Below are 25402 nucleotides of genomic sequence, written 5' to 3' on the forward strand. Positions count from 1 at the left end.
CTCTTTGTCGTTGGTCGCCGTGTCGGCCGGTGTCGCTTTATCGAGCAAGCGTCTCGGTCAGGCCTTGGCCTTCACACGCCGTGGGCTCTTGGCAATTGCTCCCTTGCCTACAGCGGTTGCAGCCTTCCGACCAAGACCCATCGACTTGGCCAAGGCGGAGCGCGCTTCGGCATAGTTGGGTGCCACCATCGGGTAATCGGAAGGCAGGCCCCATTTCGCTCGGTACTGGTCAGGCGTCATATCGTACTTGCTGCTGAGATGGCGTTTGAGCGATTTGAACGCCTTGCCGTCCTCGAGGCAGATGATCGCATCCGGGGTAACCGACTTCCTGATCGAAACGGCTGGGGCAAGCGGCTGGGCAGCAGGCGCCGCAGCTTCAGCTCCCAAGCCAGCCAGTGCTGCATGAGTCTTCGCGATAAGCTCGGGCAGATCGGCGCGGGTGACATTGTTATGTGCCACGTAGGCCGCAACGACCATCGCTGACAGATCGATAAGCTGGTTGTTGTCTTCAGACATTGGTTTTTGTGATCCCAGGAGATGATCGGAATGGATAGCGACGCAGACGTTGCCCTCGCCGAGGTTGCGGGTGAGCTAGCCGCTACGGCGAGCGGCTCGCAACAATTTTCGAGGTTTCCTCTGAATATATCATACTGAGCTAGAAGCCTGCAGCCTGCCGATTTCTTCCAATCGCCCGCGAAATAAGTGGCACTCGTCAGTGCCACGGGCGTGCCCCGGGGCACTGCGCGCAGCGCTCGCGAGACGGCAAGTAAGGCCGACTACGCGTCGACATCGGGTCATCATACAGTTCGGCTGAAGTCAGCACGATTTGCGCCAGAAGCGGAAGTTGGGCCACTGCCCGAAAGCGGACGTGCCCCATGTTAGGGGGAACGTCCATTCCCGACCCATAGCAGAGATTGCACAGCTCTGCTTTCGGGCTCCAACAATTCCGTAAGCCAGCGCCCAAACAAGAACTTCCGGAATATGTGCCGCTATCAAGAAAGATACGGTAGCAATCATAACGACTATCAATGGGAGCGTGTGGCGATAATTTGCGTTGGCGACAGTGATTCTCGCCGCTGCATGACAGTAGCGATCAAAAAAACGCATGGAGGGCGATATTGCACGCGCTGACTAAAGCGCCCACGAGAACCTGGCGAAGTATCCGGAACGCTCCGGCGGGGGCGATCACACGACCGGAGGCGGCAACAGGTAAAGGGTGATCGCGAAGATCAGGTACACCAACAGCAAGAGCACTCCGACAAACCAGGCCGAGCGTCCGCTGTTGGTCACCAGGGACACGGTCATGGTCGCGATGATCATCATGATGACGACACCCGGCCAGAACTGCAGGCTCATCGGCGCCGGCCCGATGATATAACTGAGCAGAACCAGCACCGGCGCGACGAAAAGCGCGATCTGAGCCGCGCTCCCCAGCGCGATGCCCACGCTGAGATCCAACCGGTCTTTGCGCGCGCCGGAAAACGCCGAGGCCATCTCCGCTGCGCCCCCCACCAGCGCCACGATGACGAAGCCCACAAATGCCTGGCTCATCCCGAACGATAACGCCGCCTGTTGAACCGACTCGACGAAGACCTCGCTCACCAGCGCGACCAATACCGTGACTCCGGCCAGCGTGGTCAGAGCCAACCCCATCGGCCACGGCACCTCGCCGGCTTCCGCGTGTTCCGCCCCGCCGAAGAGTTCACGATGTGTCTTGAGCGAGAACAAGAGGCCCAATCCGTAGGCCGCAATGAGCAACACAGATAGACACACGCTCAATTTCGCGGTGAAGACGGACCCCGCCGTGGAATCGGCTCCAGAGACCGCCGACGGAACGAGCAACGCGACCGTTGCCAGAAAAAGCAAGCACGCCTGGAGGCGGGCGCTGCCCCGATTGTATTCCTGCACATGGTGCTTGAGTCCGCCGAGTAGAAACGACGCCCCCAGCATGAACAACGTATTGGTGACAATGGCTCCCGCGATGGATGCCTTGACCAGCGCGTATTGCCCGGCACGCAACGCGGCCAGTGCGATGATAAGCTCAGTCAAGTTTCCCAGAGTGGCGTTGAGCAGTCCTCCGACCGTATCACCGGTCTTGGCCGCTACGGATTCAGTGGCGTGGCTCAGAAGGACAGCCAGCGGCACTATTGCCAGGACGGACAGGATGAAAAGCAGAGTATGAGCTTCAGGCTTGAGCTTCTGCGCGGCAAATACGACCGGTACGATGGCTAAAAGCCAGAGTATGGGATTATGACGAATTTCTTTTAGCAAGAGGTTCATAGGGGCCACCTTGCAAGTAACGGTGCGGTCGATATCGCCCGACCAGATTGGCAGAACAGGATATGCGAATAGGAGAGTCAAGTTTCTTGAACAGACACATGCGCAAAGCACAGCTCCTCCCGTTAGGAGAGCAAAGATCATGGAGCGCGATCGGCCGCTGAACTGCATGGAGCTGGCCGCACGCCGGCTGCCACCCATCGCGGCCCCCCGGCGCTGGCGCCGCACCGCCTCTTGAATCCGCATCGGGCACCGCGCGCCCCGGCCACGCAAGGCGCGGATAGGGCCCGAGTTCGACCGTGACGCTTGCGCCCTTGCTGAAAGCTTACCGGCGGCCGATCCTGTCCGGCGGCGATCCTAACCCGGTGCTAAGCCGAGTGTGCGAGGCTCCGGTCGGAGGAATCGGCATCATGGCTGAAACGACTGCACCAGCTCATCGCCCGGCCGCGCGCATCGGCTGGGTCGATACGGGCAAGGGCATCTGCATCATCCTGGTCGTGCTGATGCATGTGGCTGGCGGACTCGAACTCAGCGACGTGGAAGGCAGCTGGATCGACCCGCTGATCGCCTGGGCGAAACAGTTCCGCATGCCCGGCCTCTTCCTGCTCTCGGGGCTGTTCGTACCGCGCCTCGTCGGCCTCGGCTGGAGCGCCTTCCTCGATCGCAAGGTCGTGCCGCTCGCCTATTTCTATCTGCTGATGCGCGTTCCGCCCTGGGGCGAAGCCGGCGTCACCGGCTTCGCGCAGAACTATGTGCTCGGCCTCGTAGACCCCTTCGGCGTGCTCTGGTTCATCTATCTGCTCACCATCTTCTTCGTCGTCGCCAAGGCGGTTTGGCCCTGGCGCCGTGCCGCGCTGGCCGCCGCCGCGCTGCTGGCCCTCGCCCCGCTGAGCACCGGCTGGATGGTGCCCGACCAGTTCACCGCCTATTTCGTCTTCTTCCTCGCGGGGGCAGTGTTCTCCGCCGGGATTCGCGCCGCCGCCGATCGGTCTGCTGCTCATCGCAGCAGAACCCTCCTGCTTTGGGGCGTCTGGTTTGCGCTCAGCGCGCTGGCGACGCCCTTCCTCGGCCACGACATCCTGACGGCGCCGCCGGGGGTGCATCTGCTGCTGGGCATCGCCGGAGTGGTCGGCATCCTGCTCTGCTCGGTGCTGCTGGCCGGGCACCTGCCCTGGCTCGACTATTGCGGGCGCAACTCGCTGCCGATCTACCTCGCCTTCTTCCTGCCGATGGCGGCCGGACGGATGGTGCTGCTGCGCTCCGGCGTTCAGCTCGATCTCGGTGTCGCCGCGCTGCTTCTGACGGCGGTCTCCGTCGCCGTGCCGCTGCTGCTGCATCGGCTGGTCAGACACACGCCGCTATCCTTCCTCTTCGCGCGGCCGGCCTGGCTCGGCGCCCGCGGCCACGGCGCAGGCCAGCGGGAACTCGGCTCGTCGCTCTGAGCGCCAACCCGTCACCGTCGCTGCGCGTGCGGGTATCCAGAACGCATGACGCCCGGCGCAGGGCCGGGCGTGAGGCAGGGAACCAAAGAGCGCTGCGTCAGACGAACTGGCCGTGGCAGTGCTTGAATTTCTTGCCCGAGCCGCAGGGGCAGGGCTCGTTGCGACCGACCTTGCCCCAGGTGTCGGGATCGGTCGGGTTGCGGTCGAGCACGGCGGTGTCGGCATCCGTGGCAGCGAATTGCAGCCCCGTCCCGCCATAATCGCCGCCGAAGCCCGAGCCGGAACCGTCCTGCATCTGGAGCGGCGCCTGCTCTTCCGGCTGATCGAAGCGCACCTCGACGCGCGAGAGGTGCCCGGTGACCTGCTGGCGGAGCTGGCCGATCAGCCCGTCGAACAGCTCGAACGCCTCCTGCTTGTATTCCTGTAGCGGGTCGCGCTGGGCGAGGCCGCGCCAGCCGATGACCTGGCGGAGATGGTCGAGCGTGACGAGATGCTCACGCCAGAGATGATCCAGCGACTGCAGCAGCACCTGCTTCTCGACATAGGTCATGACCTCGTCGGTGTTGCGCTCGATGCGGCCGGCATAGTCTTCGTCGGCGAGCTTGCGGATGCGCTCGCGGATCTCGCTATCGGCGATGCCCTCTTCCTTGGCCCAGTCCTCGATGGGGAGATCGAGGTTGAAGGACTGGATCACCTCCTGCTTGAGGCCGGCGGTGTCCCACTGCTCGGGATAGGCTTCCTCGGGGATGTGGCGGGCGACGACGTCCTCGACGACGCCATGGCGCATGTCGTCGATCGTCTCGCGCACGCTCGCCTGGCGCATGAAGTCGCGGCGCTGCTCGAAGACGACCTTGCGCTGGTCGTTCATCACGTCGTCGTATTTCAGGATGTTCTTGCGGATGTCGAAGTTGCGCGCCTCGACCTTGCCCTGCGCCTTCTCCACCGCCTTGTTGATCCAGGGGTGGACGATGGCCTCGTCCTCCTTGAGGCCGAGCTTCTGCAGCATGCCGTCCATCCGGTCGGAGCCGAAGATGCGCATCAGGTCGTCCTGCAGCGACAGGAAGAATTTCGAACGGCCGGGGTCGCCCTGGCGGCCGGCGCGGCCGCGCAGCTGGTTGTCGATGCGCCGGCTCTCATGGCGCTCGGTGCCGACGATGTAGAGGCCGCCGGCCTTCAGCACGCGCTGCTTGAAATCGGCGACCTCGGCGCGGATGGCGGCGGCCTTCGCGTCGCGCTCCGGGCCCTCCTCGATGCCGGCGAGATCATGGGAAATCCGCATGTCGGCATTGCCGCCGAGCTGGATGTCGGTGCCGCGGCCGGCCATGTTGGTGGCGATGGTGATCGCGCCGGGCACGCCGGCCTGCGCGACGATATAGGCCTCCTGCTCGTGGAAGCGGGCGTTCAGCACGGCGAAGGCCTTGACCGTCCGGCCCTCGCGGGCGGCCTGGTAGACCGGCTCCAGCGCGGTGGGATCGGTAAAGTCGAGCAGCTTGTAGCCCTCCTTCCGCAGCATCTCGGCAACGAGCTCGGAGCGCTCGATCGAGGTGGTGCCGACGAGCAGCGGCTGGCCGTTCTCCTGCGCCACCTTGATCTCGCGGATGACGCCGCGGACCTTCTCCTCGAAGGTGCGGTAGACCTCGTCATCCTCGTCCCTGCGCGCGACGGGCACGTTGGTCGGGATCTCGACGACCTCGAGCTTGTAGATCTGGAAGAACTCGTCGGCCTCGGTTGCGGCCGTGCCGGTCATGCCGGCGAGCTTCTTGTAGAGTCGGAAATAGTTCTGGAAGGTGATCGAGGCGAGCGTCGCGTTCTCGGGCTGGACGGTGACGCCTTCCTTGGCTTCGAGCGCCTGGTGCAGGCCCTCCGAATAGCGCCGGCCCGGCATCATGCGGCCGGTGAACTCGTCGATGATGACGACCTCGTCGTTGCGGACGATGTAGTCCTTGTCGCGGGTGAACAGGGCGTGCGCCCTGAGCGCCTGATTGACGTGGTGGACGAGGGTGACGTTGTGCGCGTCGTAGAGGTCGCCCTCCGTCAGCAGGCCGGCCTCGCGCAGCAACTCCTCGATATGCTCGTTGCCAGCCTCGGTCAGCGCGACCGTGCGCTGCTTTTCGTCGACCTCGTAATCGCTGGCGATCAACCCCGGCAGCACCTTGTCGATCGAGACGTACAGATCCGACTTGTCGTCGAGCGGGCCGGAGATGATCAGCGGCGTGCGGGCTTCGTCGACCAGGATCGAGTCGACCTCGTCGACGATGGCGAAGTGGTGGCCGCGCTGGCTCATCTGCGCGACCTCGTACTTCATGTTGTCGCGCAGATAGTCGAAGCCGAATTCGTTGTTCGTGCCGTAGGTGATGTCGCAGGCATAAGCGCTCTGGCGCTCCTCGTCGTCGATGCCGTGGACGATGATGCCGACGCTAAGGCCGAGGAAGTTGTAGAGCTTCGCCATCCATTCGGCGTCGCGGCGGGCGAGATAGTCGTTGACGGTGACGACATGGACGCCCTTGCCTTCGAGCGCATTGAGATAGCTCGGCAGGGTCGCGACCAGCGTCTTGCCTTCGCCGGTCTTCATCTCGGCGATCGCGCCCTCGTGCAGCACCATGCCGCCGACGAGCTGGACGTCGTAGGGGCGCTGGCCGAGCACGCGCTTGGCCGCCTCGCGCACCGTGGCGAAGGCCGGCACCAGGAGGTCGTCGAGCTTGGCGCCATTGGCGATCTGCTGCTTGAACTCCTCGGTGCGCGCCTTCAGCGCGTCGTCGCTCAGCGCCGCTATCTCGTTCTCGAGAGCGTTGATCGCGGCGACGCGGGGCTGATAGCCCTTGACGCGGCGGTCGTTCGACGAGCCGAAGAGTTTCTTTGCGAGCGCGCCAAGCATGTTGGGCCTTTCAGGTGATGCTGGTCCTCCGGCCGGCGCGGCTGTGGTTTCGCGCCCGGGTCGGAGGTCCGGTATTCTCGAATGCGACCGCGTGTTTAGACGCGTGCGCGGGCAGGGTCCAGCGTGCGTTTCGTCCAATCGGCAGCGAAACGGCAAGCGAATTCGGCTCCGGATGTGGGGTTTTGCCCGGCCTCTTCCAAGATGCGCGGCGGCAGATGGTGCGACACTGCGGCAGCTTCGGCCTCCCGGACGGTGCAAAGCTGCGTGATCGGACCCGCAATCGCCTGATCCGCCTTGCCTTTGCCGCGTTCAACTGGCAGTGCAGCCGCCAAAGCGTCTCGGGTTTTCCGACGAAAGGCCGTCACCCATGAACTCAGCCCGTTTCATCGCCGTCCTCGGCTTCACGCTGCTCGCGGCGCCGGCCTTCGCCCAGGCCGACAAGGTCGTTGCCAAGGTCGACGGCATCGCCATCACCGAGAAGGACATCCAGCTCGCATCCGAGGATCTCGGCGAGCGCCTGGCCCAGCTCCCCGAGGATCGCAAGCGCGACGAGGTCATCAACTATCTCGTCGACCTCAAGCTCGGCGCCAAGGCGGCCATCGACGCCAAGATCACCGATACGCCCGATTTCACGGCCCGCCTCGCCTATTACCGCGAGAAGGTGCTGCTCGACGAATATCTGACGCGCGAGAGCAAGAAGGCCGTCACCGCCGACGCTGCCAAGAAGCTCTACGACGAGACCACCAAGGCGATGGCTCCCGAGGAGGAAGCCCATGCCCGCCACATCCTCGTCGAGGACGAGGCTCAGGCGAAGGCCGTGGTCGAGCGCCTTAAGAAGGGCGAGGATTTCGCCAAGATCGCCGGCGAGATCTCGAAGGATCCGGGCTCCGGCAAGGAGGGCGGCGATCTCGGCTGGTTCAGCAAGGACCGCATGGTGCCGGAATTCGCCGAGGCCGCCTTCAAGCTGAAGAAGGGCGAGGTCTCCGAGCCGATCAAGAGCCAGTTCGGCTGGCACGTCATCAAGCTCGAGGACAAGCGCTCCAAGCCGCTGCCGGACTTCGCCGCCGTGAAGCCGCAGATCGACCAGTATCTCGAGCGCAAGGCCCAGCAGGACCTCGTCATCGCCATGCGCGAGAAGGCCAAGGTCGAGCGCCTCGACAAGCCGGCTGAGGCCCCCGCGGCCAAGCCCGACGCTGCCAAGCCGGCCGAGCCGAAGAAGAACTGATCGGCCACGTCATTCTCGGGCGAAGCGAAGCGCAGACCCGAGAATCTCCGGGAAGAAATGCCCGGGACGAGCCGAGCATGACGTAAACCCTCGATTTCGTGGGCGGCCCTTGCGGCCGCCCTTCTTGTTTTCGTCATCGGCCTGCGGCAGAGGGACTCTCGAACGAGACGCACTGCCCGGCCAACGAACGATTCGCCGGTCTTCCAGCAGTGTTCCGCAGGAGGAAGTCGCGATGGCCGGCAAGGATGTCCCCGTTTCCCCGCTCGCGCCGAAGCGCCAGCCCAAGGTTCCGCCGATCCCGGGCGTGCGCTTCGCCACCGCCGAGGCCGGCATCCGCTACAAGGGCCGCCAGGACGTCTGGTTCGCGCTGCTCGACGAGGGCACGCAGGTCGCGGGCGTCTTCACCCGCTCGAAATGCCCGTCGGCCCCGGTCGACTGGTGCCGCGAGAATCTGAAGCAGGGCTCCGCCCGCGCCGTCGTCGTCAATTCCGGCAACGCGAACGCCTTCACCGGGCTGAAGGGTCGCGATGCGGTCAGGCTCACCGCCGAGATCGCCGCCAAGGCTGCGGCTTGCAAGCCGGAGGAGGTTTTCATCGCCTCGACCGGCGTGATCGGCGAGCCGCTCGACGCGACCAAGTTCAAGGGCGTTCTCGACGAATGCGCCAAACGCGCCGCTGACGGCCCCTGGCTCGACGCCGCCAGGGCGATCATGACCACCGATACCTTCCCGAAGGCCCTGACCCGCAAGGCGAAGATCGACGGCAAGGAGGTCGTCATCGCCGGCATCGCCAAGGGCGCCGGCATGATCGCGCCGGACATGGCGACGATGCTCTCCTTCGTCTTCACCGACGCGCCGATCGCCGCGCCCGTCCTGCAGGCCCTGCTCTCCAAGGGCGTGAAGGGCTCGTTCAACGCGGTCACGGTCGACAGCGACACCTCGACCTCGGACACGCTGATGCTGTTCGCCACCGGCAAGGCGGCGGCCCGCGGCGTGCCCTCCATAACGGAAATCAACGACGTCAGGCTTTCCGGCTTCAAGCGCGCCCTGAACGCGATCCTGCTCGAACTCGCCCATCTCGTCTGCAAGGACGGCGAAGGCGCGCGCAAGTTCGTCGAGATCCGGGTCAGTGGCGCGACTTCGGCCCGCTCGGCCAAGCGCGTCGCGCTCTCGATCGCCAATTCCCCGCTGGTCAAGACCGCCATCGCCGGCGAGGACGCCAATTGGGGCCGCGTCGTCATGGCCGTCGGCAAGGCTGGCGAGCCGGCCGATCGCGACAAGCTCGACATCGGCTTCGGCGACATCCTCGTGGCGAAGCACGGTGCCCGCGCCCCGTCCTATGACGAAGAGGCGGTATCGAACTATATGAAGGGCGACACCGTCGTCATCACCGCCGATCTCGGCATCGGGCGCGGCAAGGCCACGGTCTGGACCTGTGATCTGACGAAGGCCTATGTCGAGATCAATGGCGATTATCGCTCCTGAGGCCGCGCCACCGCAGGAGCCAAGCCGCAGCTTCATCGCCGTCAACCTCGCGATGTGCTCCCTGCTCTGGGGGTCGAGCTACCTGTTCATCAAACTGATGAGCGGCGAGGTTTCAGCGCTTGCGATCGCCGCGAGCCGCGGCGTACTCGGCGCTGCCGTGCTGTCGCTCTGGAGCCTCGGACGCGGGCGCAATCCGCTGCCGCGCCGGGCCGAGATCGTGCCCTGGATCATGCTCGGCACCACCAATGGCTGGTTGCCGAACGTGCTCGTCAGCTATGCGCTGGTCCAGCTCGCCAGCGGCCCCGCGGCGATGATCCAGGCCGCCGGCCCGCTCGTCACCGCGCTCGTCGCTCATCTCGTGTTTTCCGAGGAACGGTTAAACCGGCGCCGCCTCGGCGGCATTCTGCTCGGGATGATCGGCGTCGCCCTGCTGATCGGCCCGCGTCTGTTCGAGGGCGGCGGCACCGCGCTGAGCGTGCTCGCGATGATCGGCGCAACGCTCAGCTACACCGTCGCCAACCTCTATGTCCGCACCGTGCCCGCCGCGACCGGCGACCCCGCCCGGCTGGCGCTGGGTCAGCAGATGTTCTCCGGCTCGATCGCGACCATCCTGGCGCTCGCCGTCGTCGGCCCGACGGCCTTCGCGCCGCTGCGCGACCATCTGCCGGCCATGCTGGCGCTCGGCATCTTCGCCACCGCAATCCCCGTCACGGTCTTCATGCGTCTGATTCGGGCCGCGGGCCCGACGCGCGCCGCGATGACCGGCTATCTCGTACCGACGGTTGCGGTAATCCTCGGCATCCTCGTCCTGCATGAAGACTTGGAGTTGCGGCAAGTCCTTGGCGGTTGCATCATCCTCGCTGGCGTCTTCCTGGTTACGACGGCGCCGCGCAGGCTGGGGGAGACATGAAGATCGGATTGTTCGCGGCGGCGGCTCTGGCCGGCGTCATCATAGCTGGTTGCGTCGAGCGCAAGCCGGCAACGGTCGCTTTCTCCACGGAGGAGGCGGCTTTCATCAAGAAGCACGGAACCGGCGTCGTCACCGGCCATGCCTTCCGCACCAAGCCGAGCGGCGTCGTGGTCAATGCCGCCGGCCAGGTCGTACACCTCGTCCCGGCCACCGCCTTCGCCCGGGAGCGTTTCGCCAACCTCTACGGCCAGGGCAAATACGTCCCGCATCGCAATTATCCGGCCAATGACACGGTCGATCCCGCCTATGCCGAATACACCCGTGCGACCAAGGCCGAGGCGAATGGCCGCTTCGTCTTCGAGCATGTCGCACCCGGCAGCTATTTCATCACCACCCAGGTGATCTGGGGCGATGAGAGCGCCTTCACGCGAGAGGGCGGCTTGGTCTATGACAGCGTCACGCTGACGGGCAAGGAAACCGAGCCCGTCCAGGTCATCCTCTCCGGCAACTGAGACACCCCGTGAAGCTGCTTCTCGTCGTCGCCTGCGCCCTGATCGATGCCGACAACCGCGTCCTGGTCACGCAGCGCCCCGAGGGCAAGGCGCTGGCCGGGCTCTGGGAATTCCCGGGCGGCAAGCTAGAGGCCGGCGAGCGGCCGGAGCCCGCGCTGATCCGGGAGCTGTCCGAGGAGCTCGGTATCACCGTGAAGGAGGATTGCCTGGCACCGCTGACCTTCGCCAGCTACGCCTATCCGGAATTCCACCTGCTGATGCCGCTCTATATCTGCCGGCGCTGGGAGGGGACGGCGATCTCCGGCGAAGGGCAAGCGCTGAAATGGATGCGGCCCGGCAAGCTGCGGGAGCTGGCCATACCGCCGGCCGACGAGCCGCTGATCCCGCCGCTGATCGACCTGCTCGGCGCCTGACCTCAGTGGACGGCCGGCAGGCCGAGCGCCTGCCAGCGCGCTGACGGTATGGGATCGCCGACATGGAAGGCGAAGGCCGTGACGCGCTTGAGATCGGCCGAAACCGTGCATTCGAAGCGCAGCGCATACCAGCGCCGCCTGCTGCGGAAGGCCGCTCCCTCCGCCCGCAGGATGTGATCGGCGAGCCGGATATCGGCCATCGCATAGGCGCTCACCCGGTCGGGCTCGAAATCCTGGCGCCAGGCATGGATCTGCCCCATCGCCTCCACCCCGCAGAGTTGTTCGATACGTTCGTCCGGCGCCAGGCGCGGGAGCATGGCCAGCGTGTCGCGGCTGCGCGCATTGGCCAGGACATCAGCAGATAGCAGGCGCCGGGGCCGCACGAGACCATCGGCTTCAAGCTGAACGGGCGTTGGCGGTGGCTCGACCGGAGGCCGCTCGATGGGGGCGGGAACCGGGATGATCGGAGGCGGCGCTGGCGGCGGCCGCGTCAGGGCCTCGAATTGCTCCGGGCTCTGCAACTCGACCTCGACGCTCTGCTCCGTGACGGCCGGAAAATCGGCAAGTTGCTGGACGCCGAGCGACGCCAGCCATGCCAGAAGGGCCGCATGAATCAGCGATGCGGCCGGGAGGCCGGGATCGGGCAGTAGCCGCCGCGTTCCTGTCGCCGCCAGCATGCTTCAGGCCGACGATGCCGGGCGCGCCGGCGCATCGGGCCGGAAATTCGGTGCCATCCGCCTGCTCGCGCCCCGGTTGTGACGGACCGCAACAGCGCCGATCAAGCCGGCATTTTTGTGGTCGTCTCTTCCACGACCGGCTCGATCTCGCCCTGTCCCAGCTGGAAACGCTCGAAGCGCTGAAGCTCGTCCTCGATGGCGCGTTTCAGCTCGGGGGTTTCGTGGCCGTCGAGCCAGGTCCATTGCTGCATCAGGAGCTTGCCCGCCGCACGGTCGGTCTTGAGGTCGAGCACGGCGACGACGCGGTCTCCCGCCAGCACCGGCAGGCCGAAATAGCCGTAGAGGCGCTTTTCCTTCGGCAGATAGGCCTCGAAGACGTGGCCATAGTCGAAGAAGAGCTTCGCCCGCTTGCGCTGGATGGCGAGGGGATCGAAGGGCGACAGGATGTGGATCAGCGTCGCGTCCGGTTCGGATATTGGCTCCAGCATCGCCGGCGCCGCCCAGTGCTGGGTCTTGCCGGCGCCTTCCACCGCGACGGGCACCAGTTCCTTGCGCCGGACACGCGCGGCAACCAGCTCCGCCACCACCTTCTTGCTCGGTGCATCGAGATGGCAGACGGAACCGAGGCTTACGAGCCCCTGCGAACGCAGCGCCCGGTCCAGCTTGTAGGCCGTGATCTGTCGCTCGCTCGCCGGCGTCGGCTTCTTCTCCCACTGGAAGTGCCGGTCGAAGAGTTCGTAGGTCTTGAGCATCCCCGCACGCGCCGCGATCGCGAGCTCGCCGTCGTAGAAGGCGCGCTCCAGCAGGCCCTTGGACGGCTTCTTGCTGGCCCAGAGATGCGCCTTCTCGATCAGCTCCTCCTCGATGTCGCGGATCGTCAGCGCTCCGTCCCGGCGGATGCGGCGCAGGAGCTTGCGCGTCTCCTCGCGCGCGCCGACGGCCGACCAGCGCTTCGGCTCCTCGCGATGCGCCTTCATCTCCGGCAGAAAATAGCGGATGTCGCGGGTCGCCACATAAGCCAGCGCATGCGTCCAGTACTCGAAGACGCTCTTCTCGACCGACTGCAGATGCGCGAGATCGCTGCGGCGATAGCCGGGGATGCGGGCATAGAGAATATGGTGGTGACAGCGCTCGATCACGTTGATCGTGTCGATCTGGACATAGCCGAGATGCTCGATCGCCGCGTGCGCTGCAGCTGGACCGGAGCCAAACGGCTCGCGCGTATCGAGCCGCTGCGCATGCAGCCAGATGCGGCGGGCCTGTTCGGTCGTCAGGGAGAGCGGCTTGCGGGGGCGCGGAGGCATGATCCGCAGGCTAGCTTCGTCTGCTCCCGGCGGTAAGGGGGCCACGGCGGCACCGCTGACAGGATGTGGCGGGAGCCGCCGCAAGCCGTTCCGGGTTCGGAACGCTCCGGCACTCTGTCAGAACTCCCCGCTCAACCCGAAGCGCGAAGCTGTTGCCCGCGAGGCTGACGCCGGCATTGATCGCGACGGGGATCGCGACATCGAGGCGATGCGCCACCGCGAAGCCCGCCGCCCATTCGCACGCGCGACAGACCGGACAGACCTATGGCGCGACGACCAGCGCCCAGTAGACCTGATATTTCGAGCCCGGCGCATAGGCCGTCGCGATACCCATGCGCTTGGCCTTCGCATCCTTCATGACGCGATCGTGCTGGGGCGAATCCCGCCAGCCGGAGAAGGCCTCGGCGAGGCGGCGGTATCCGGCCGAGAGATTGGCCTCCGCGCCGGGCTGGCCCTCCTTTGCGAGACGCGCCTTGACCGCGTCGGCCTGCGCCGGCTTGTCGGAAGCCGCCATGTTTGCCGCTTCGCGCTGCGCCGCCTCGACCAGCGCGGGATCGAGCGCGAGAGCCCCAAGGCCTGCATTGAGCCGATAGGCCGAGATCATCGCGCGCGCCTGCTCGGCATCGACCTGGGCGGATGAGGAGCCGAGGTCGCGATAGAAGGCCGGCTGCCCCTGCCGCTGAGGCTCGGTGCAGCCGGCGACGCCAAGCAGGGCGAGCGCGCCCGCCAGCGCGGCCGGGCAGGTCATCGCGCGCGAACCGGCGGCGCGGCGCAGAAAGCTGGGCATGCGATCATTCCTTGCTGTCTTCCTTGGCGGGCTCGGGCGCTGGAGCAGGCGCGGGCTTCGTCGCCCCGGCCTCTTCCTCCTCATCCTCCTCCACCACAACCGGCTTGCGCGACCGGCGCGTTGCAGCGGGCGATGCCACCGGCTTCGCGGGCTCCCAGCCAGTACTGCTGCGCGCGCCCCCGCCCCGGCCGACAGCCACTGCGATGCTTTCGAGTGAATACTCGACGCCTTCCAGCCCGCGCACCACCAGTTCCGGCGTGCCGGCGGCAGGTTCCATATCGGCGAGGCGCTTGTGGATGGCGAAGTTCATGTCGCTGGTGACGCGCCCAACGATCTCGACATCGGCCACGACGCAGACCAGCTCAAAATCCATGGTCGTGGTGCCGAGCTTCTTGAACTGCACCACCGGTGGCGGCTTCTGCATGACGTCGCCATGGTTCGAAGCCACTTCGGAGAGCATTGCCCGCACCTGCCCGGCCTCGAGCGTGCGTGGCACCGATAGCGCGATCAGCACGCGGCCCGTCCGGTCGCTGCGGACGCGGTTGCGCACCACGCCGGAGATCAGGTTCGAGTTCGGCACGATCACCGTCGAGCGGTCGAAGGTCGCGATCTCCGTCGAGCGGACATTGATGCGCTTGACGATGCCTTCGGTGTCGCCGACCACCACCTGGTCGCCGACGCGGATCGGCCGCTCCCAGAGAAGGATCAGGCCCGAGACGAAGTTTGACACCACCGACTGCAGGCCGAAACCGATACCGACCGACAGGGCCGAGGCGACGAGGGTGAGACGTTCGAGGCTGAGGCCCACAGCCGAAACCGCGATCGCCACCGCGCCGATATAGCCGACATAGCCCGCCGCTGTGGTGATCGAGTTGCGCAGCCCCGGATCGAGGGCGGTCGTCGGCAGGAACTGGTTGTCGAGCCAGCGCTGCATCGCCCGCGTCGCCGCGATGCCGAGGCCGAAGACCAAGGCGAAGACGACGATGGTCGAGATCGAGATCGTGACGCCGCCGACCTGGAAGCCGAAGAAAGCCGCGCTCAGCGAGACCAGGAAATCGGTCGATTCCAGCCCCCACGGCGCGAGCACCATCAGGACCGTGATGACGATCAGCAGCAGCTTCAACGCGCCGACGCTGATCACCGCGACCTTGTCGAGCGTTGTGCTGCGCAACCCCATGCCGGCCTTCAGCGTCAGCGCGAAGCGGCCCTTGCCGGTCAGGAGCCGCGGAAGGCCGAGATCGATGAACTGGAAGGCCAGCAGGAACAGGCAGGCGACGATGCCGATCCAGAGCGTCTGCTCGGCCAGGAAGGCCGCGAAGATCACATAGCCGGTGAGTGTCGACAGAATGATCAGGAAGCCGATGATCCAGCCGAATATCCGAACCGGGCCGAGGCTCGCCCCGTCCACCGGCACGTAAGGGCCAAGACAGGCTTCCTGCTCGACCTCGTCGTCATCGCGTATCTGAAAAAGGCCGGCGATCAGTGTCAAGGCGAAGAGGATGGCGAAGAAGGCCTTGACGATGATCGAGACCGCAAGGCCTGCGGCGATCGCCTGGAGCCAGGCCTCGAAGACCTTGCCCACCGCCATCACCAGCGCGAGCGACGAGGCGATCCACACGACACTGCGGGCCGTCGGATCCATGACGCTGACCAGGCGCCGCTGCGGGCTGGACGGTGCGAACACGGCATCGGCCAGAGCCTGAACGAAGGCGAAGAAGGCGAGCCCGGCGACCAGCGCCCAGATCACCGGCTGAATGCGCGGCGGCAGAAGCCCCGTGGTGCTCAACGCCTGGTAGATCAGCCAGCTCGCCAGCACCGGCGGCGCCGCGCCGGCGACAATATGAGCGAGCGCCACATAGAGGCAGTGCAGATTGCCGGTGTCCTGCGTATTGCCGTAGCGCGCCTTGAAACGCGGCAGATAGCGGGCGCGGGCAACGTAAAGCAGGATGGCGCCGATCAGGGCGAGCGCCACCACGGCGCCTCGCGAGCCGGAGAACGCATCGCGCACCCCTTCCAGCCAGCCGCCGAAGATATATCCAGACGCCCGCAGATCCTCCGGAGCCGTGGTGATGGCGTTGCTCCAGACTTCGGGATTGGCGACCGAAGGCCCGGCAGCGAAAAGCGCCTTGGCGAAGATTTCACGCCGCTTGTCGCCGATGCGGCTCTGAAGCTGCTCGGCTTGAAGCAACGACGCTTTGGCGATCTTCAGCGTCTCGTCGGCATCGGCATAAGCCTTGGCCCGGGCCTCGCGATCACGCGTGATCTCGGCGCTCTCGGCCGGCGCGCTGGCCTCGGGTTTTGGGCCGAGCTGGTCGAGCCGGAGCTTGGCTTGGTCGACGCGCGGCGTCTGCTCGTCGACGATGACGCGCAGCTGGTCGAGCGAAGGTTGAAGGCGGATCCGCTGCCTCTGCAGCTCGGCATCGGTGGCATCGGGCGAGGCCAGCGTCGTCTCGATCTGCGCCAGTTCGCTGCGAACGGCATCGAGCCGCGCCCGCGCGCTGGCTGGATCGGCCGGCGTCGCCGCCGTCTGGGCGAACGAGGAGGTTGCAGCCGCCATCGCCAGCACGAGCCAGAGCAGGCACGTCGCCAAAAGCCCCCTGAGACTTTGGAAAGGCGTCTGCGCCACGCGTGCTGCCATGGTGGTGCGACCCTGTCCCACGTGATTCGGCTGAAGCTCGACCCTCGGCACAGCCGTGCCCGCAAGGCAAGATGGAGAGCGGAATTCGGCGGCCGGCAAAACGGTGCTCCTCGGATCGCGGACGGGCGTCTCTGATGAGCCGGTCGGCGGCTCCGGGTCAGCTCATCGCCGCAAAACACGACCTGAAGATGGCACCGCGGTCGGTTCTGGCGCCTCAGCGCTTATCGGAAGCCCTGCTTCTCGACCGGTTGCGATAGCTCGCATTGCCCAATCCGGTCCCGATCGTCAGCACCGCCCAGTTCTCGACATCCTGCATCGCCGGCATCTCGCTCAGGCCCTGGATGACGGCATCGTTGTGCATCACGACCTCCGTCTCGTGCCTGCCGATCTCGGGAACGAGCTGGCGGATGCTGTCGACGAGGTTGAAGCGGCTGCTTTCCCAATTGCCAGGGAGATTTTGGGCTCCGCGCTCGATCGCACCGTCCGGCTCGATCAGGCCGGGGCAGCCGACGCCGATGAAGGGCGCGACCTTCAGGCCCTCCTTCTCCGCGTTCTGGATCTGGTCGCGCAGCATCTTTCCCATTCGCTTGATCGCCTCGTCGCGGCTCGGCTCCTCATCGGCATGGCGCCAGAGATCCGACTTCCAGACGCGCGCCCGGCTCAGATCCGGCGCCTTCGCCTGACGGAGTTCGACGATCCCCGCGCGGATGTTGGAGCCGCCGATATCCACGGCGACCAGGCTGTCATAGGCCTCGAAGATCCATTTAGGCGCGAGATGGGCGCTGCCGACGAGCCCGGCCTCGTCCGGATGATGACTGACGGGCACGAGATCGAGATCGCGGCCATCGGTGCGCAGGATGATGGCGGCGCGCGCAATGACGAGTTCGCCGACGCGGCTCTCGCGGAAGCCGCCGCCGACGACGATGCGCTCGACCGCGGCCCAGCTCTTCAGGCGCGCGAATCTGCGGATGACGAAGGCGAGGGACTGCGCGAAGCCCTCGACCGCGCTGAGCACCAGCGCAGCCTCCTTGGCGGCGCCCTCCTTCAGCAGCGTGTCGAGTTCCTTCTTGCTGATCTCGGCGGTCTTGCCCTTCAGTGGGTCGTCGCCGTTGCGCTTGAGATGGCTGCGCAGCGCGTCGAGATGCTCGACGAAGGCGCGGCGGCTCGCCTTGTCCCCGACGAAGCCGTCATCGTCCCGGACCTCCAGATTATAGCTGGTGACGACGACGGACGGCAGTTCGGCCGCGCCATGCGGCCCGGTTCCGGCATTGCGTGGTTTGGCGGCAGTCGCCGTGGCCATGATGGATCTCCCCCGCGGATTCGCGAAGGCAACCCCTCAGGGGCGCGCGGGGTTCCGCGGCAGAGGCGATGCGCCGCATGCAGCGCGCCTCTGCGCGATCCGGCCGGCCAGGCTGTTGACCGCCGCCGCAATCGCCGCTCCAACGGACGGGAAGCCGCCGTGAAGCGGGCTGGGGGAACGAAACGTGTCGGATCTGATCTTTCGCATGGTCGTCATCGGCGTCGGCGCGACCGCGCTGTCCGATCTCTGGGCGCAGTTCCTGCGGCTTTTCGGCCTGCCGAAGCCGAACTGGGCGATGCCGGGCCGCTGGTTCGCCCATCTGCCGCGCGGGCGCCTGTGGCATGACGACATCGCCAAATCCGAGCCCGTGGTGGGCGAGCTCGCGATCGGCTGGATCTGCCACTATCTGGTCGGCATCCTCTTCGCCGGCATCGTGCTTGCCATCTGGGGCGGGGACTGGGCGCGCAATCCGACCTTGCTGCCGGCATTGCTCGTCGGCTGGGCTACGGTCGGCTGCGGCTGGTTCATCCTGCAGCCCGGCATGGGCATGGGCGTCGCTGCCTCGCGCCGGCCGAACGCCGGCCAGATCCGGCTGCTCAATATCGTCAGCCACACCATCTTCAGCCTGGGGCTTTACGGCACTGCGCTGCTGACGCGGTAATTCACCCTCGTCATGCCCGGGCTTGACCCGGGCATCTCGTGACGCAGGGGCGCCGGGGCCTCTTCCGGCCTGAGATTCTCAAGCCCGAGAATGACGCCGTCAATCGAGAATGCGCGTCTCGTACTGGTAAAGCTGGCGGAAGCCGAGGCTGCCGTAGAGGTTGATCGCGACCGCATTGCCTTGTTCCACCTGCAGGAAGGCGTCGGCGCAGCCCATCGCGCCGGCCCAGCCCATCAGCCCCTGCACGATCCTGCGGCCATAACCATGGCCGCGATGGTCGGGATCGACGCAGATCAGACCGATCTCCGCCATACCGCGCTCGGCCACGCCCATGCCGAAGGCCACCGCCTCGCCCTCGACCAGCCAGGTGGCGAAGGCCGCGGGAAGCCTGACCTTCTCGACGATCGCCGCCAGATTGGCGACATGGGTCTTGTTGCCGCTCTGCAGCGCCGCGACGCCGGTGAGCCATTCCAGGCTCGGCCGCGCCTCGATCTGCAGTTCGGCCTCCTCGGACGGCGCGACATCGGCAAGCGGCGCGATCTGGCCGAAGGACTTGTCCTTGACGCGATAGCCGCGCTCCAGAACGGCGGCGCGCGTTGTCTCGGAAACGAGCGGTGTCAGCCTGATGCTCGGCACCAGCCCGTCGGCACGATAGAGCTCCTCGATCAGGTCGAGCATGTCGGCATCGAGTTCGGCGCCATAGACGAGAGGCGTCGCCGCGTTGGCCCGGCCGGAATAGCCATTGGCGAAGCGCAACACCCAGTCGCCGACGATGAGCGTCGACAGCGCCGGCCAGGCATTGATGATCCGCCGCTCGCATCCGAGCACAAGCGCGCTGTCTTCGGTCTTCATCAGCATGTCATCCCCCCATCGGCTTGCGCGGCGTCGGCCGCCAGCCCGGCGGCGCCATCTCGAAGCCCTTGAATTCGAACCCCGGCGCGACCGTGCAACCCACCAGCGTCCAGGCGCCGAGCGAGGTCGCGCTCTGCCACCAGCCGGCCGGCACCACGAATTGCGGCCGCTGCCCGGCGGCGAGATCGGTCCCGACATGATGGGCCGCGGCGTCATGACCATTGGGCGATACGGTGATGACCAGCGGCGCGCCGGCATAATGATGCCAGATCTCGGCGGCATCGACGCGATGCCACTCCGAGGTCTCGCCGGTATCGAGCAGATAATAGATCGCGGTCGAGAAGCCGCGTCCCTCCGGCCCGGCCGGATCGCGGAAGGTTTCGCGGTAGTGGCCGCCCTCGGGATGGGGCTTGAGCTCGAGCAGCCGGATCACCTCGGCCGCCGTCAGGCCGTCGAGCCGCATCGTCATGGTCAGAACCGGTTCTTGGCTTCGCGCAATGCCGTGAAGACCTTGTCGGCCGGAGCGCCGACGAGCCCCACCGCAGCGGCCAACGCGCCCTCTCCGGCACGGAAGAACGGATTGGTCGCCTGCTCTTCCCCGACCGTGGTCAGGGCCCAGAAGCGGCCTTCCGCCTTGGCCGTCTCGGCTTCGGCGAAGCGGGCGGCGAGCGCGGCGTTGGCGGGATCGACCGAGCGGGCGAAGCGGGCATTGGCGAGGGTGTAGTCATGGCCGCCGAGCAGCCGGGTGTCGCCCGGCAGCTCCATGAGCCGCGACAGCGAGGTCCACATCCGCCCCATCTGGCCCGGCTGGACGCGCCCGCAGCCCATGACGAAGACGACGTCGCCGACGAGCGCAAGCTTCGCTCCACGCCCGACATAGCTGAGATGGCCGTCGGAATGGCCGGGCGTATGCCAGATCTCGAAGCGCTCGCCACCGAGCGAGACGCTGTCGCCCTGGCCGATCACCTTGTCGAGCGGCGCGCTGGCGCGGGCATCGGCCGGTCCGACGACGGTGGCTCCGGTCGCCTGCTTCACCTCGTCGACGCCCTGTGTGTGGTCGTGATGGGCATGGGTGATGAAGATGTCGCTGATCGTCCAGCCCTTCTCCCGGGCGGCCGCCATCATCTCGCCGGCATCGGGCACGTCGATCGCCGCGCAGGCTCCCGTCGCGGGATCGTGGAGCAGCGCCCCGGCATTGTCGCTGAGCGTGCGAAAGACGTGAAGGTCGAGCGGCATGGCTTCCTCCGGCAGGGTCGACCCATCGGGTCGAACGGACGATCGGCCCCCTGCATGGGCCATGCCCGGCGCTCGATCAACCCACCGCAGGCGCAGCCGGTGGTTGCGGCAAGAGCGGACGGCAAGTGCGGGCGGTCTGTGCGGGCGATCTCTGCGGACATTCCCTTGCGTTCGGCGCTTCAGCGCTCCATGTCAGGCGCCATGCCTCTCGACGTCGTCGACCTGCGCGCCTTCTATGCCAGCCCGCTCGGCCATGTGGCCCGGCGCTTCATCGGCCGGGCGATGCTTCGTTTCTGGCCCGACTGCGCGCGCCAACGCCTGCTCGGCCTCGGATATTCGACGCCTTATCTCTCCGTGCTCGGCCTGCAGGCCGAGCGCACCATCGCCTTCATGCCGGCCGCGCAGGGCGTGGTGAACTGGCCCTCGCCCGGCCTCACGGCCTCGGCGCTGGTCGAGCCCACCCTGCTGCCGCTGCCGACGGCCTCGATCGACCGGGTCGTGCTCGTGCACGCACTGGAGGAGACCGAAAGCCCCGACGACCTGCTTGAGGAGGTCTCGCGCGTCCTCAACCCCGGCGGGCGCATGATCCTCGTCGTGCCGAACCGGCGGGGGCTCTGGGCCCGGATGGACGGCACGCCCTTCGGGCAGGGCCGGCCCTTCAGCCGCCGCCAGCTCGGCGCCCTCATGCGCGCCGCCGAGTTCTCGCCGGAGCACTGGGTCGAGGCGCTCTACGTCCCGCCGCTGCACAGGCGTCTGCTGATGCGCTCGGCACCGATCTGGGAGCAGATCGGTGCCGGCCTGTCGCTGCCCTTCGCCGGCGTCCACGTCATCGATGCCACCAAGCAGTTCTACCGGCGCGCGCCCTTGCGCGCGACGCGGCGCAGCTTCGCATTGAGACCGGTCCTGCTGCCGCAACCGACGCCGACGCCCCGCGAGGCAAACCCGCCGGAGACGGCGCGGACGGGTTGACAATTTCGCCGGGGCGCGGCCAAGGTCCGCCGCCTTTCATGCCGGTTTTGCCCTAAACCGCCGTTCCGCCCGATTTTCGCGCGGATTCTGAACTGGATCACGATGCGTAGCTATCTGGATTTCGAGAAACCGGTCGCCGAGCTGGAGGCGAAGTCGGATGAATTGCGGGCCCTCGAGGCCCGCGGCGACGGCATTTCCCTGTCGGAAGAGATCGGCAAGCTCGACGCCAAGGCTAGCCAGACGCTGAAGGACATCTATGCGGCGCTGACGCCCTGGCAGAAGACGCTCGTGGCGCGCCATCCGCAGCGTCCGCATTTCAAGGATTACTGCGCCGGGCTGATCGCGGAATTCACCCCGCTCGCCGGCGACCGCGCCTTCGGCGAGGACGAGGCCATCATCGGCGGCTTCGGCCGCTTCCGCGGCGAGCCGGTCTGCGTCATCGGCCAGGAGAAGGGCGATTCGACCGAGACCCGCATCCGGCACAATTTCGGCATGCCCAAGCCCGAGGGCTATCGCAAGGCCGTGCGCCTCGCGGAGCTGGCCGACCGCTTCGGCCTCCCGGTCCTGAGCTTCGTCGATACCGCCGGCGCCTATCCCGGCATCGAAGCCGAGGAGCGTGGCCAGGCCGAGGCTATCGCCCGCTCGACGGAGGCCTGGCTCGGGCTGCGCAGCCCGAGCGTCGCGCTCGTCATCGGCGAGGGCGGCTCCGGCGGCGCCATCGCCATCGCCGCCGCCAGCCGCGTGCTGATGCTGGAGCATGCGATCTATTCGGTGATCTCGCCCGAAGGCGCGGCATCGATCCTCTGGCGTGATACGGCGCGGGCGCAGGACGCGGCCACCGGCATGAAGATCACGGCGCAGGACCTGCTGAAGTTCGGGGTCATCGACCGGATCGTGCAGGAGCCGACCGGCGGCGCCCACCGCGACGCCCAGGCCGCGATCAGCCGCGCGGGCGATGCCATCGCCGCCGCGCTCGGCGATCTCGCCGGTCTCGGAGCCGAGGATATCGTCGCCAAGCGGGCGGAGAAATTCCTCGCGATCGGGCGCAATCTCTAGGCAACATCGGAGCTAGATATCTCGCACCAGCGAAGGCGAGGCTTCTTTACCGGCCGTTGACCATGTGGCCAGACTCACCCTGCCTATGGTAAGGAACCCTCAAGCCTAACGCTTCTACAACGAGTCGACGGGCACAATTTGGCCGTCTTGCGAAGTCACAGGTCGCACCCCGGCCTGCCGTTCGAGGGATTGACGACGTGGCACTCAAGCAACTCGCACTCGTGGCTTTTGTTGCATTGACCGTGGCGGCCTGCGAGGAGGACCGCTATCGCGGCGCCGCGCGCCACAACATTCCGATTCCGAGCGCGACCTATGCGCTGATGTCCGAGAAGGGCATGAGCAAGGACCAGCCGATCCTGATCCGCTCCTACAAGAAGGAGTCGGAGCTCGAGGTCTGGAAGCGCAAGGCCGACGGTCAGTACACCCTGCTCAAGACCTTCCCGATGTGCCGCTGGTCCGGCCAGCTCGGCCCGAAGGTCCGCGAGGGCGATCGCATGGCGCCGGAAGGGTTCTATGCCATCGCTCCCCAGCAGATGAACCCGAACTCGTCCTATTACGTCTCGTTCAACATGGGCTATCCCAACGCCTATGACCGGGCTCATAATCGCACCGGCGCCCATCTGATGGTCCATGGCGCCTGCTCCTCGGCCGGCTGCTATTCGATGACCGACGACCAGATCGGCGAGATCTATGCGCTGGTGCGCGAGGCCCAGAATGCCGGCCAGCGCGCCGTGCAGATGCAGGCCCTTCCGTTCCGGATGACGCCGGAAAACCTGGCCAAGCACCGCCTCGACCCGAACATCGCCTTCTGGAAGAACCTGAAGGAAGGCACCGACTATTTCGAGGTCGCCAAGGACGAGCCCGCGGTCTCCGTCGTCGGCGGCCGCTATGTCTTCAACGGCGGCTCGACCCCGGCAGCCGTCGCCGAGAAGCGCCAGAGGGACGAGATCCAGGTCGCTTCGCTCGTCGCCAAGGGCACACCGGCGATCAAGCTGATCTATGACGATGGCGACCAGCACGCCTCCTTCAAGCAGGCGCTGATGACCGGCGGCTCCGACGCGCTCAACCGCTCGGCTTCCTGGGCCTCGAAGGATGTCGGCGTCAGCCGTGCCGATGCCCTGTCGGTCGGTCCTCGGGTCGTCGTCCTCGACGACAAGGGCAAGGCGAAGGCGACCGTCCGCGCCGCTTCGGCCGATAACGACGCCGTTCTCGCCGCGATCGCCGCAGCCCCTGCGGAAGAAGCTGCAAAGCCCGACGCTGCCAAGGTCGAGGCGAAGCCGGCCGCCGCACCGCGCCCGGCGGCAGCCCCGGCCGCTACCCAGCTCGCCAAGGTCGCACCCGGCAACGCCCTGCAGGCGCCGGTGCTCGCGAGCGCGGCCTCGAACCCGGTCGCGCCGACCGAGGAGAAGCCTCTGCTGCAGCGCGCCCTCAGCTTCATGCCGGTCTTCGGCGGCGGCTCCAGCGCCACGGCCGATCAAGGCGTGGCCAGCGCTCCGGTCGCGTCCGTCGCGCCCGCGACACCGGCCGCCACCAGCGCGCCGCTGCCGCCCCGCCGCGCCAACGGGCTGAAAACGTCGAGCCTCGACCAGTCGACGGCGGGCTATGCGAGCCAGCCGGCGATGCGTTGAGGCCCTGCCCGGCCGCCGTCACGTCGTGACGCAAATGCAACAGCCGGACAGATAATCGAGACTGCCTGTTTTGCAGGCGCGAAGACCTCCCCCTGGGAGGTCTTTTGCTTTTTCCGTGAGCGAAGCGCCCAAAACCTCGTCTTGCCGCCAAGCCGGGCTCGCCCGTTTCATGGTGCGACAGCGCAAATCAACGCGCGGCGAGGGGTTTCCGTAGATGTCCGATCTTTTCCGTTCCTCGATTATGGGACTGGCTTTGGCTGCCGCCGTCGGCGCGGCGCAGGCCTCCGACCTGCCGAGCAAGAAAGGGCCGCCGCCCGCGCCCGTCGTCCCCGCGATCACCTGGTTCGATATCGCGGTCAGCGTGAAGGGCATGACCGATTATAATTTCCGCGGCATCTCGCAAACGGACCGCAAGCCGGCGATTCAGGGCGGCGCCGAGCTGCAGATCTACAACAACATGTTCTATCTCGGCGTCTACGGATCGAGCGTCGACCTGGCCACCAGGCCCGATGCCGAGATCGACTTTTATGCCGGTGTCCGCCCGAAATTCGGCGATCTCGCCTTCGATTTCGGTGTCTGGCAGTACTACTACCCCAGCGAGAAGCAGCTGATCGACGCTGCCGGCGTGTTCTGGACACCGAAGAACACTGACTTCACCGAGGTCTACGGCAAGGTCTCCTACACCTTCGCCGAAAGCCTGACGGTGGGCGGCAACGTCTTCTACGCCTGGGACTGGCTCGGCACCGGCGCGAGCGGCACCTACGCCTCGGTGACGGCGAAGTACAACCTGCCCTTCCTGGAAGGTCTCTCGGTCTCCGGTGAGTTCGGCCACTACTGGCTCGGCACCACCAACCTCGCCATCTGGTCGACCGTGCCGCCGACCAATCTGCCCGATTACAGCTACTGGAACGCCGGCGTCTCCTACACCTGGAAGAACGTCACCGCCGACCTGCGCTACCACGACACCACCCTGTCGAAGAGCGAGTGCTTCCTGCTGACCGCCGATCCGCGCGGAATCTCCAACGGCACGGGTCGTTCGAACTGGTGCGGTGCGGCTGTCGTCGGAACGCTCTCCTTCGACATCACCGCCAGCAGCGTCGGCATCTTCGCGCCGAAATAAACCCCGCTCCATCCGGACAAGCACAAAGGCCGCCTCA

22 protein-coding genes are annotated in these 25402 nt (G+C 66.5%); 11 read left to right on the forward strand and 11 right to left on the reverse strand.

From position 1 onward, the window contains the following. Window positions 1–57 precede the first annotated feature (57 nt). Together NWE53_RS17550 and cax are read right to left on the reverse strand one after the other, a co-directional pair. Complete coding sequence (locus NWE53_RS17550; protein WP_265050662.1) at window positions 58–516, reverse strand: Ros/MucR family transcriptional regulator; 459 nt, start codon at window positions 514–516, stop codon at window positions 58–60. Between the two features lie 669 nt (window positions 517–1185). Continuing rightward, window positions 1186–2280 carry a calcium/proton exchanger gene (cax, locus tag NWE53_RS17555; protein ID WP_265050663.1) on the reverse strand — a complete coding sequence of 365 codons (1095 nt, stop codon included), beginning with the start codon at window positions 2278–2280 and terminating at the stop codon, window positions 1186–1188. A 407-nt stretch (window positions 2281–2687) separates the two neighbouring features. Here cax and NWE53_RS17560 point away from each other — a divergent pair, with 407 nt between their 5' ends. Then, window positions 2688–3719, forward strand: coding sequence for an acyltransferase family protein (locus NWE53_RS17560; RefSeq protein WP_265050664.1), 1032 nt, complete (start codon window positions 2688–2690; stop codon window positions 3717–3719). Between the two features lie 97 nt (window positions 3720–3816). On the opposite strand, the gene secA is transcribed toward NWE53_RS17560, so the two are convergent. Further along, entirely contained in the window at window positions 3817–6594 is a 2778-nt protein-coding gene (gene secA, locus NWE53_RS17565) for a preprotein translocase subunit SecA (protein WP_265050665.1), read from the reverse strand. A 367-nt stretch (window positions 6595–6961) separates the two neighbouring features. Between secA and NWE53_RS17570 the strand changes: the two genes are divergently transcribed. The 5 genes from NWE53_RS17570 to mutT all read left to right on the forward strand — a co-directional run bounded on the left by NWE53_RS17570 (window position 6962) and on the right by mutT (window position 11137). Continuing rightward, on the forward strand, window positions 6962–7819 hold the full coding sequence (locus NWE53_RS17570) for a peptidylprolyl isomerase (protein ID WP_265050666.1): 858 nt from the start codon (window positions 6962–6964) through the stop codon (window positions 7817–7819). A 232-nt stretch (window positions 7820–8051) separates the two neighbouring features. After that, on the forward strand, window positions 8052–9302 hold the full coding sequence (gene argJ / locus NWE53_RS17575) for a bifunctional glutamate N-acetyltransferase/amino-acid acetyltransferase ArgJ (RefSeq protein WP_265050667.1): 1251 nt from the start codon (window positions 8052–8054) through the stop codon (window positions 9300–9302). Then, window positions 9283–10212 (forward strand): DMT family transporter, encoded by a 930-nt coding sequence (locus NWE53_RS17580; protein WP_265050668.1) that lies wholly within the window; start codon window positions 9283–9285, stop codon window positions 10210–10212. Before argJ ends, NWE53_RS17580 begins: the two co-directional genes overlap by 20 nt. Continuing rightward, window positions 10209–10724: a carboxypeptidase regulatory-like domain-containing protein gene (locus NWE53_RS17585; RefSeq protein ID WP_265050669.1), complete on the forward strand. Its 516-nt coding sequence runs from the start codon at window positions 10209–10211 to the stop codon at window positions 10722–10724. The genes NWE53_RS17580 and NWE53_RS17585 overlap by 4 nt, the downstream gene beginning before the upstream one ends. Beyond that, window positions 10721–11137: an 8-oxo-dGTP diphosphatase MutT gene (gene mutT / locus NWE53_RS17590; protein WP_265054936.1), complete on the forward strand. Its 417-nt coding sequence runs from the start codon at window positions 10721–10723 to the stop codon at window positions 11135–11137. The genes NWE53_RS17585 and mutT overlap by 4 nt, the downstream gene beginning before the upstream one ends. A gap of 2 nt (window positions 11138–11139) precedes the next feature. On the opposite strand, the gene NWE53_RS17595 is transcribed toward mutT, so the two are convergent. The 5 genes from NWE53_RS17595 to NWE53_RS17615 all read right to left on the reverse strand — a co-directional run bounded on the left by NWE53_RS17595 (window position 11140) and on the right by NWE53_RS17615 (window position 17843). Beyond that, window positions 11140–11814 carry a DUF930 domain-containing protein gene (locus tag NWE53_RS17595; protein ID WP_265050670.1) on the reverse strand — a complete coding sequence of 225 codons (675 nt, stop codon included), beginning with the start codon at window positions 11812–11814 and terminating at the stop codon, window positions 11140–11142. A 101-nt stretch (window positions 11815–11915) separates the two neighbouring features. Next, a complete protein-coding gene (locus tag NWE53_RS17600) occupies window positions 11916–13118 on the reverse strand; it encodes a winged helix-turn-helix domain-containing protein (RefSeq protein WP_265050671.1) in 1203 nt (400 codons plus the stop codon). A gap of 262 nt (window positions 13119–13380) precedes the next feature. After that, window positions 13381–13905: a CAP domain-containing protein gene (locus NWE53_RS17605; RefSeq protein WP_265050672.1), complete on the reverse strand. Its 525-nt coding sequence runs from the start codon at window positions 13903–13905 to the stop codon at window positions 13381–13383. A 4-nt stretch (window positions 13906–13909) separates the two neighbouring features. After that, window positions 13910–16642, reverse strand: a complete 2733-nt coding sequence (locus tag NWE53_RS17610; protein WP_265050673.1) for a DUF3772 domain-containing protein — start codon at window positions 16640–16642, stop codon at window positions 13910–13912. A gap of 115 nt (window positions 16643–16757) precedes the next feature. Then, window positions 16758–17843, reverse strand: a complete 1086-nt coding sequence (locus NWE53_RS17615) for an ROK family protein (protein WP_265050674.1) — start codon at window positions 17841–17843, stop codon at window positions 16758–16760. A gap of 205 nt (window positions 17844–18048) precedes the next feature. On the opposite strand from NWE53_RS17615, the gene NWE53_RS17620 reads away from it, so the two are divergent. Continuing rightward, a complete protein-coding gene (locus tag NWE53_RS17620) occupies window positions 18049–18504 on the forward strand; it encodes a DUF2938 domain-containing protein (RefSeq protein WP_442865040.1) in 456 nt (151 codons plus the stop codon). 99 nt (window positions 18505–18603) lie between these two features. Here the strand turns inward: NWE53_RS17620 and NWE53_RS17625 are convergent, their stop codons facing one another. The 3 genes from NWE53_RS17625 to gloB are packed head-to-tail and all read right to left on the reverse strand — an operon-like array spanning window position 18604 to window position 20592. Beyond that, a complete protein-coding gene (locus tag NWE53_RS17625; RefSeq protein ID WP_265050676.1) occupies window positions 18604–19356 on the reverse strand; it encodes a GNAT family N-acetyltransferase in 753 nt (250 codons plus the stop codon). 7 nt (window positions 19357–19363) lie between these two features. Beyond that, window positions 19364–19819: a cupin domain-containing protein gene (locus NWE53_RS17630; protein ID WP_442865041.1), complete on the reverse strand. Its 456-nt coding sequence runs from the start codon at window positions 19817–19819 to the stop codon at window positions 19364–19366. Window positions 19820–19827: 8 nt separating this feature from the next. After that, window positions 19828–20592, reverse strand: a complete 765-nt coding sequence (gene gloB / locus NWE53_RS17635) for a hydroxyacylglutathione hydrolase (protein WP_265050678.1) — start codon at window positions 20590–20592, stop codon at window positions 19828–19830. 201 nt (window positions 20593–20793) lie between these two features. Between gloB and NWE53_RS17640 the strand changes: the two genes are divergently transcribed. The 4 genes from NWE53_RS17640 (at window position 20794) to NWE53_RS17655 (ending at window position 25365) form a co-directional block, all read left to right on the forward strand. Then, complete coding sequence (locus NWE53_RS17640) at window positions 20794–21561, forward strand: class I SAM-dependent methyltransferase (protein ID WP_265054937.1); 768 nt, start codon at window positions 20794–20796, stop codon at window positions 21559–21561. Window positions 21562–21663: 102 nt separating this feature from the next. Next, entirely contained in the window at window positions 21664–22617 is a 954-nt protein-coding gene (locus tag NWE53_RS17645; protein ID WP_265050679.1) for an acetyl-CoA carboxylase carboxyltransferase subunit alpha, read from the forward strand. Between the two features lie 197 nt (window positions 22618–22814). Next, window positions 22815–24245: a L,D-transpeptidase family protein gene (locus NWE53_RS17650; protein WP_265050680.1), complete on the forward strand. Its 1431-nt coding sequence runs from the start codon at window positions 22815–22817 to the stop codon at window positions 24243–24245. Between the two features lie 214 nt (window positions 24246–24459). Beyond that, on the forward strand, window positions 24460–25365 hold the full coding sequence (locus tag NWE53_RS17655; RefSeq protein ID WP_265050681.1) for a TorF family putative porin: 906 nt from the start codon (window positions 24460–24462) through the stop codon (window positions 25363–25365). The last annotated feature ends 37 nt before the right edge of the window (window positions 25366–25402 follow it).

The organism is Bosea sp. NBC_00550 (assembly GCF_026020075.1).
In the GTDB taxonomy this organism is placed as follows: domain Bacteria; phylum Pseudomonadota; class Alphaproteobacteria; order Rhizobiales; family Beijerinckiaceae; genus Allobosea.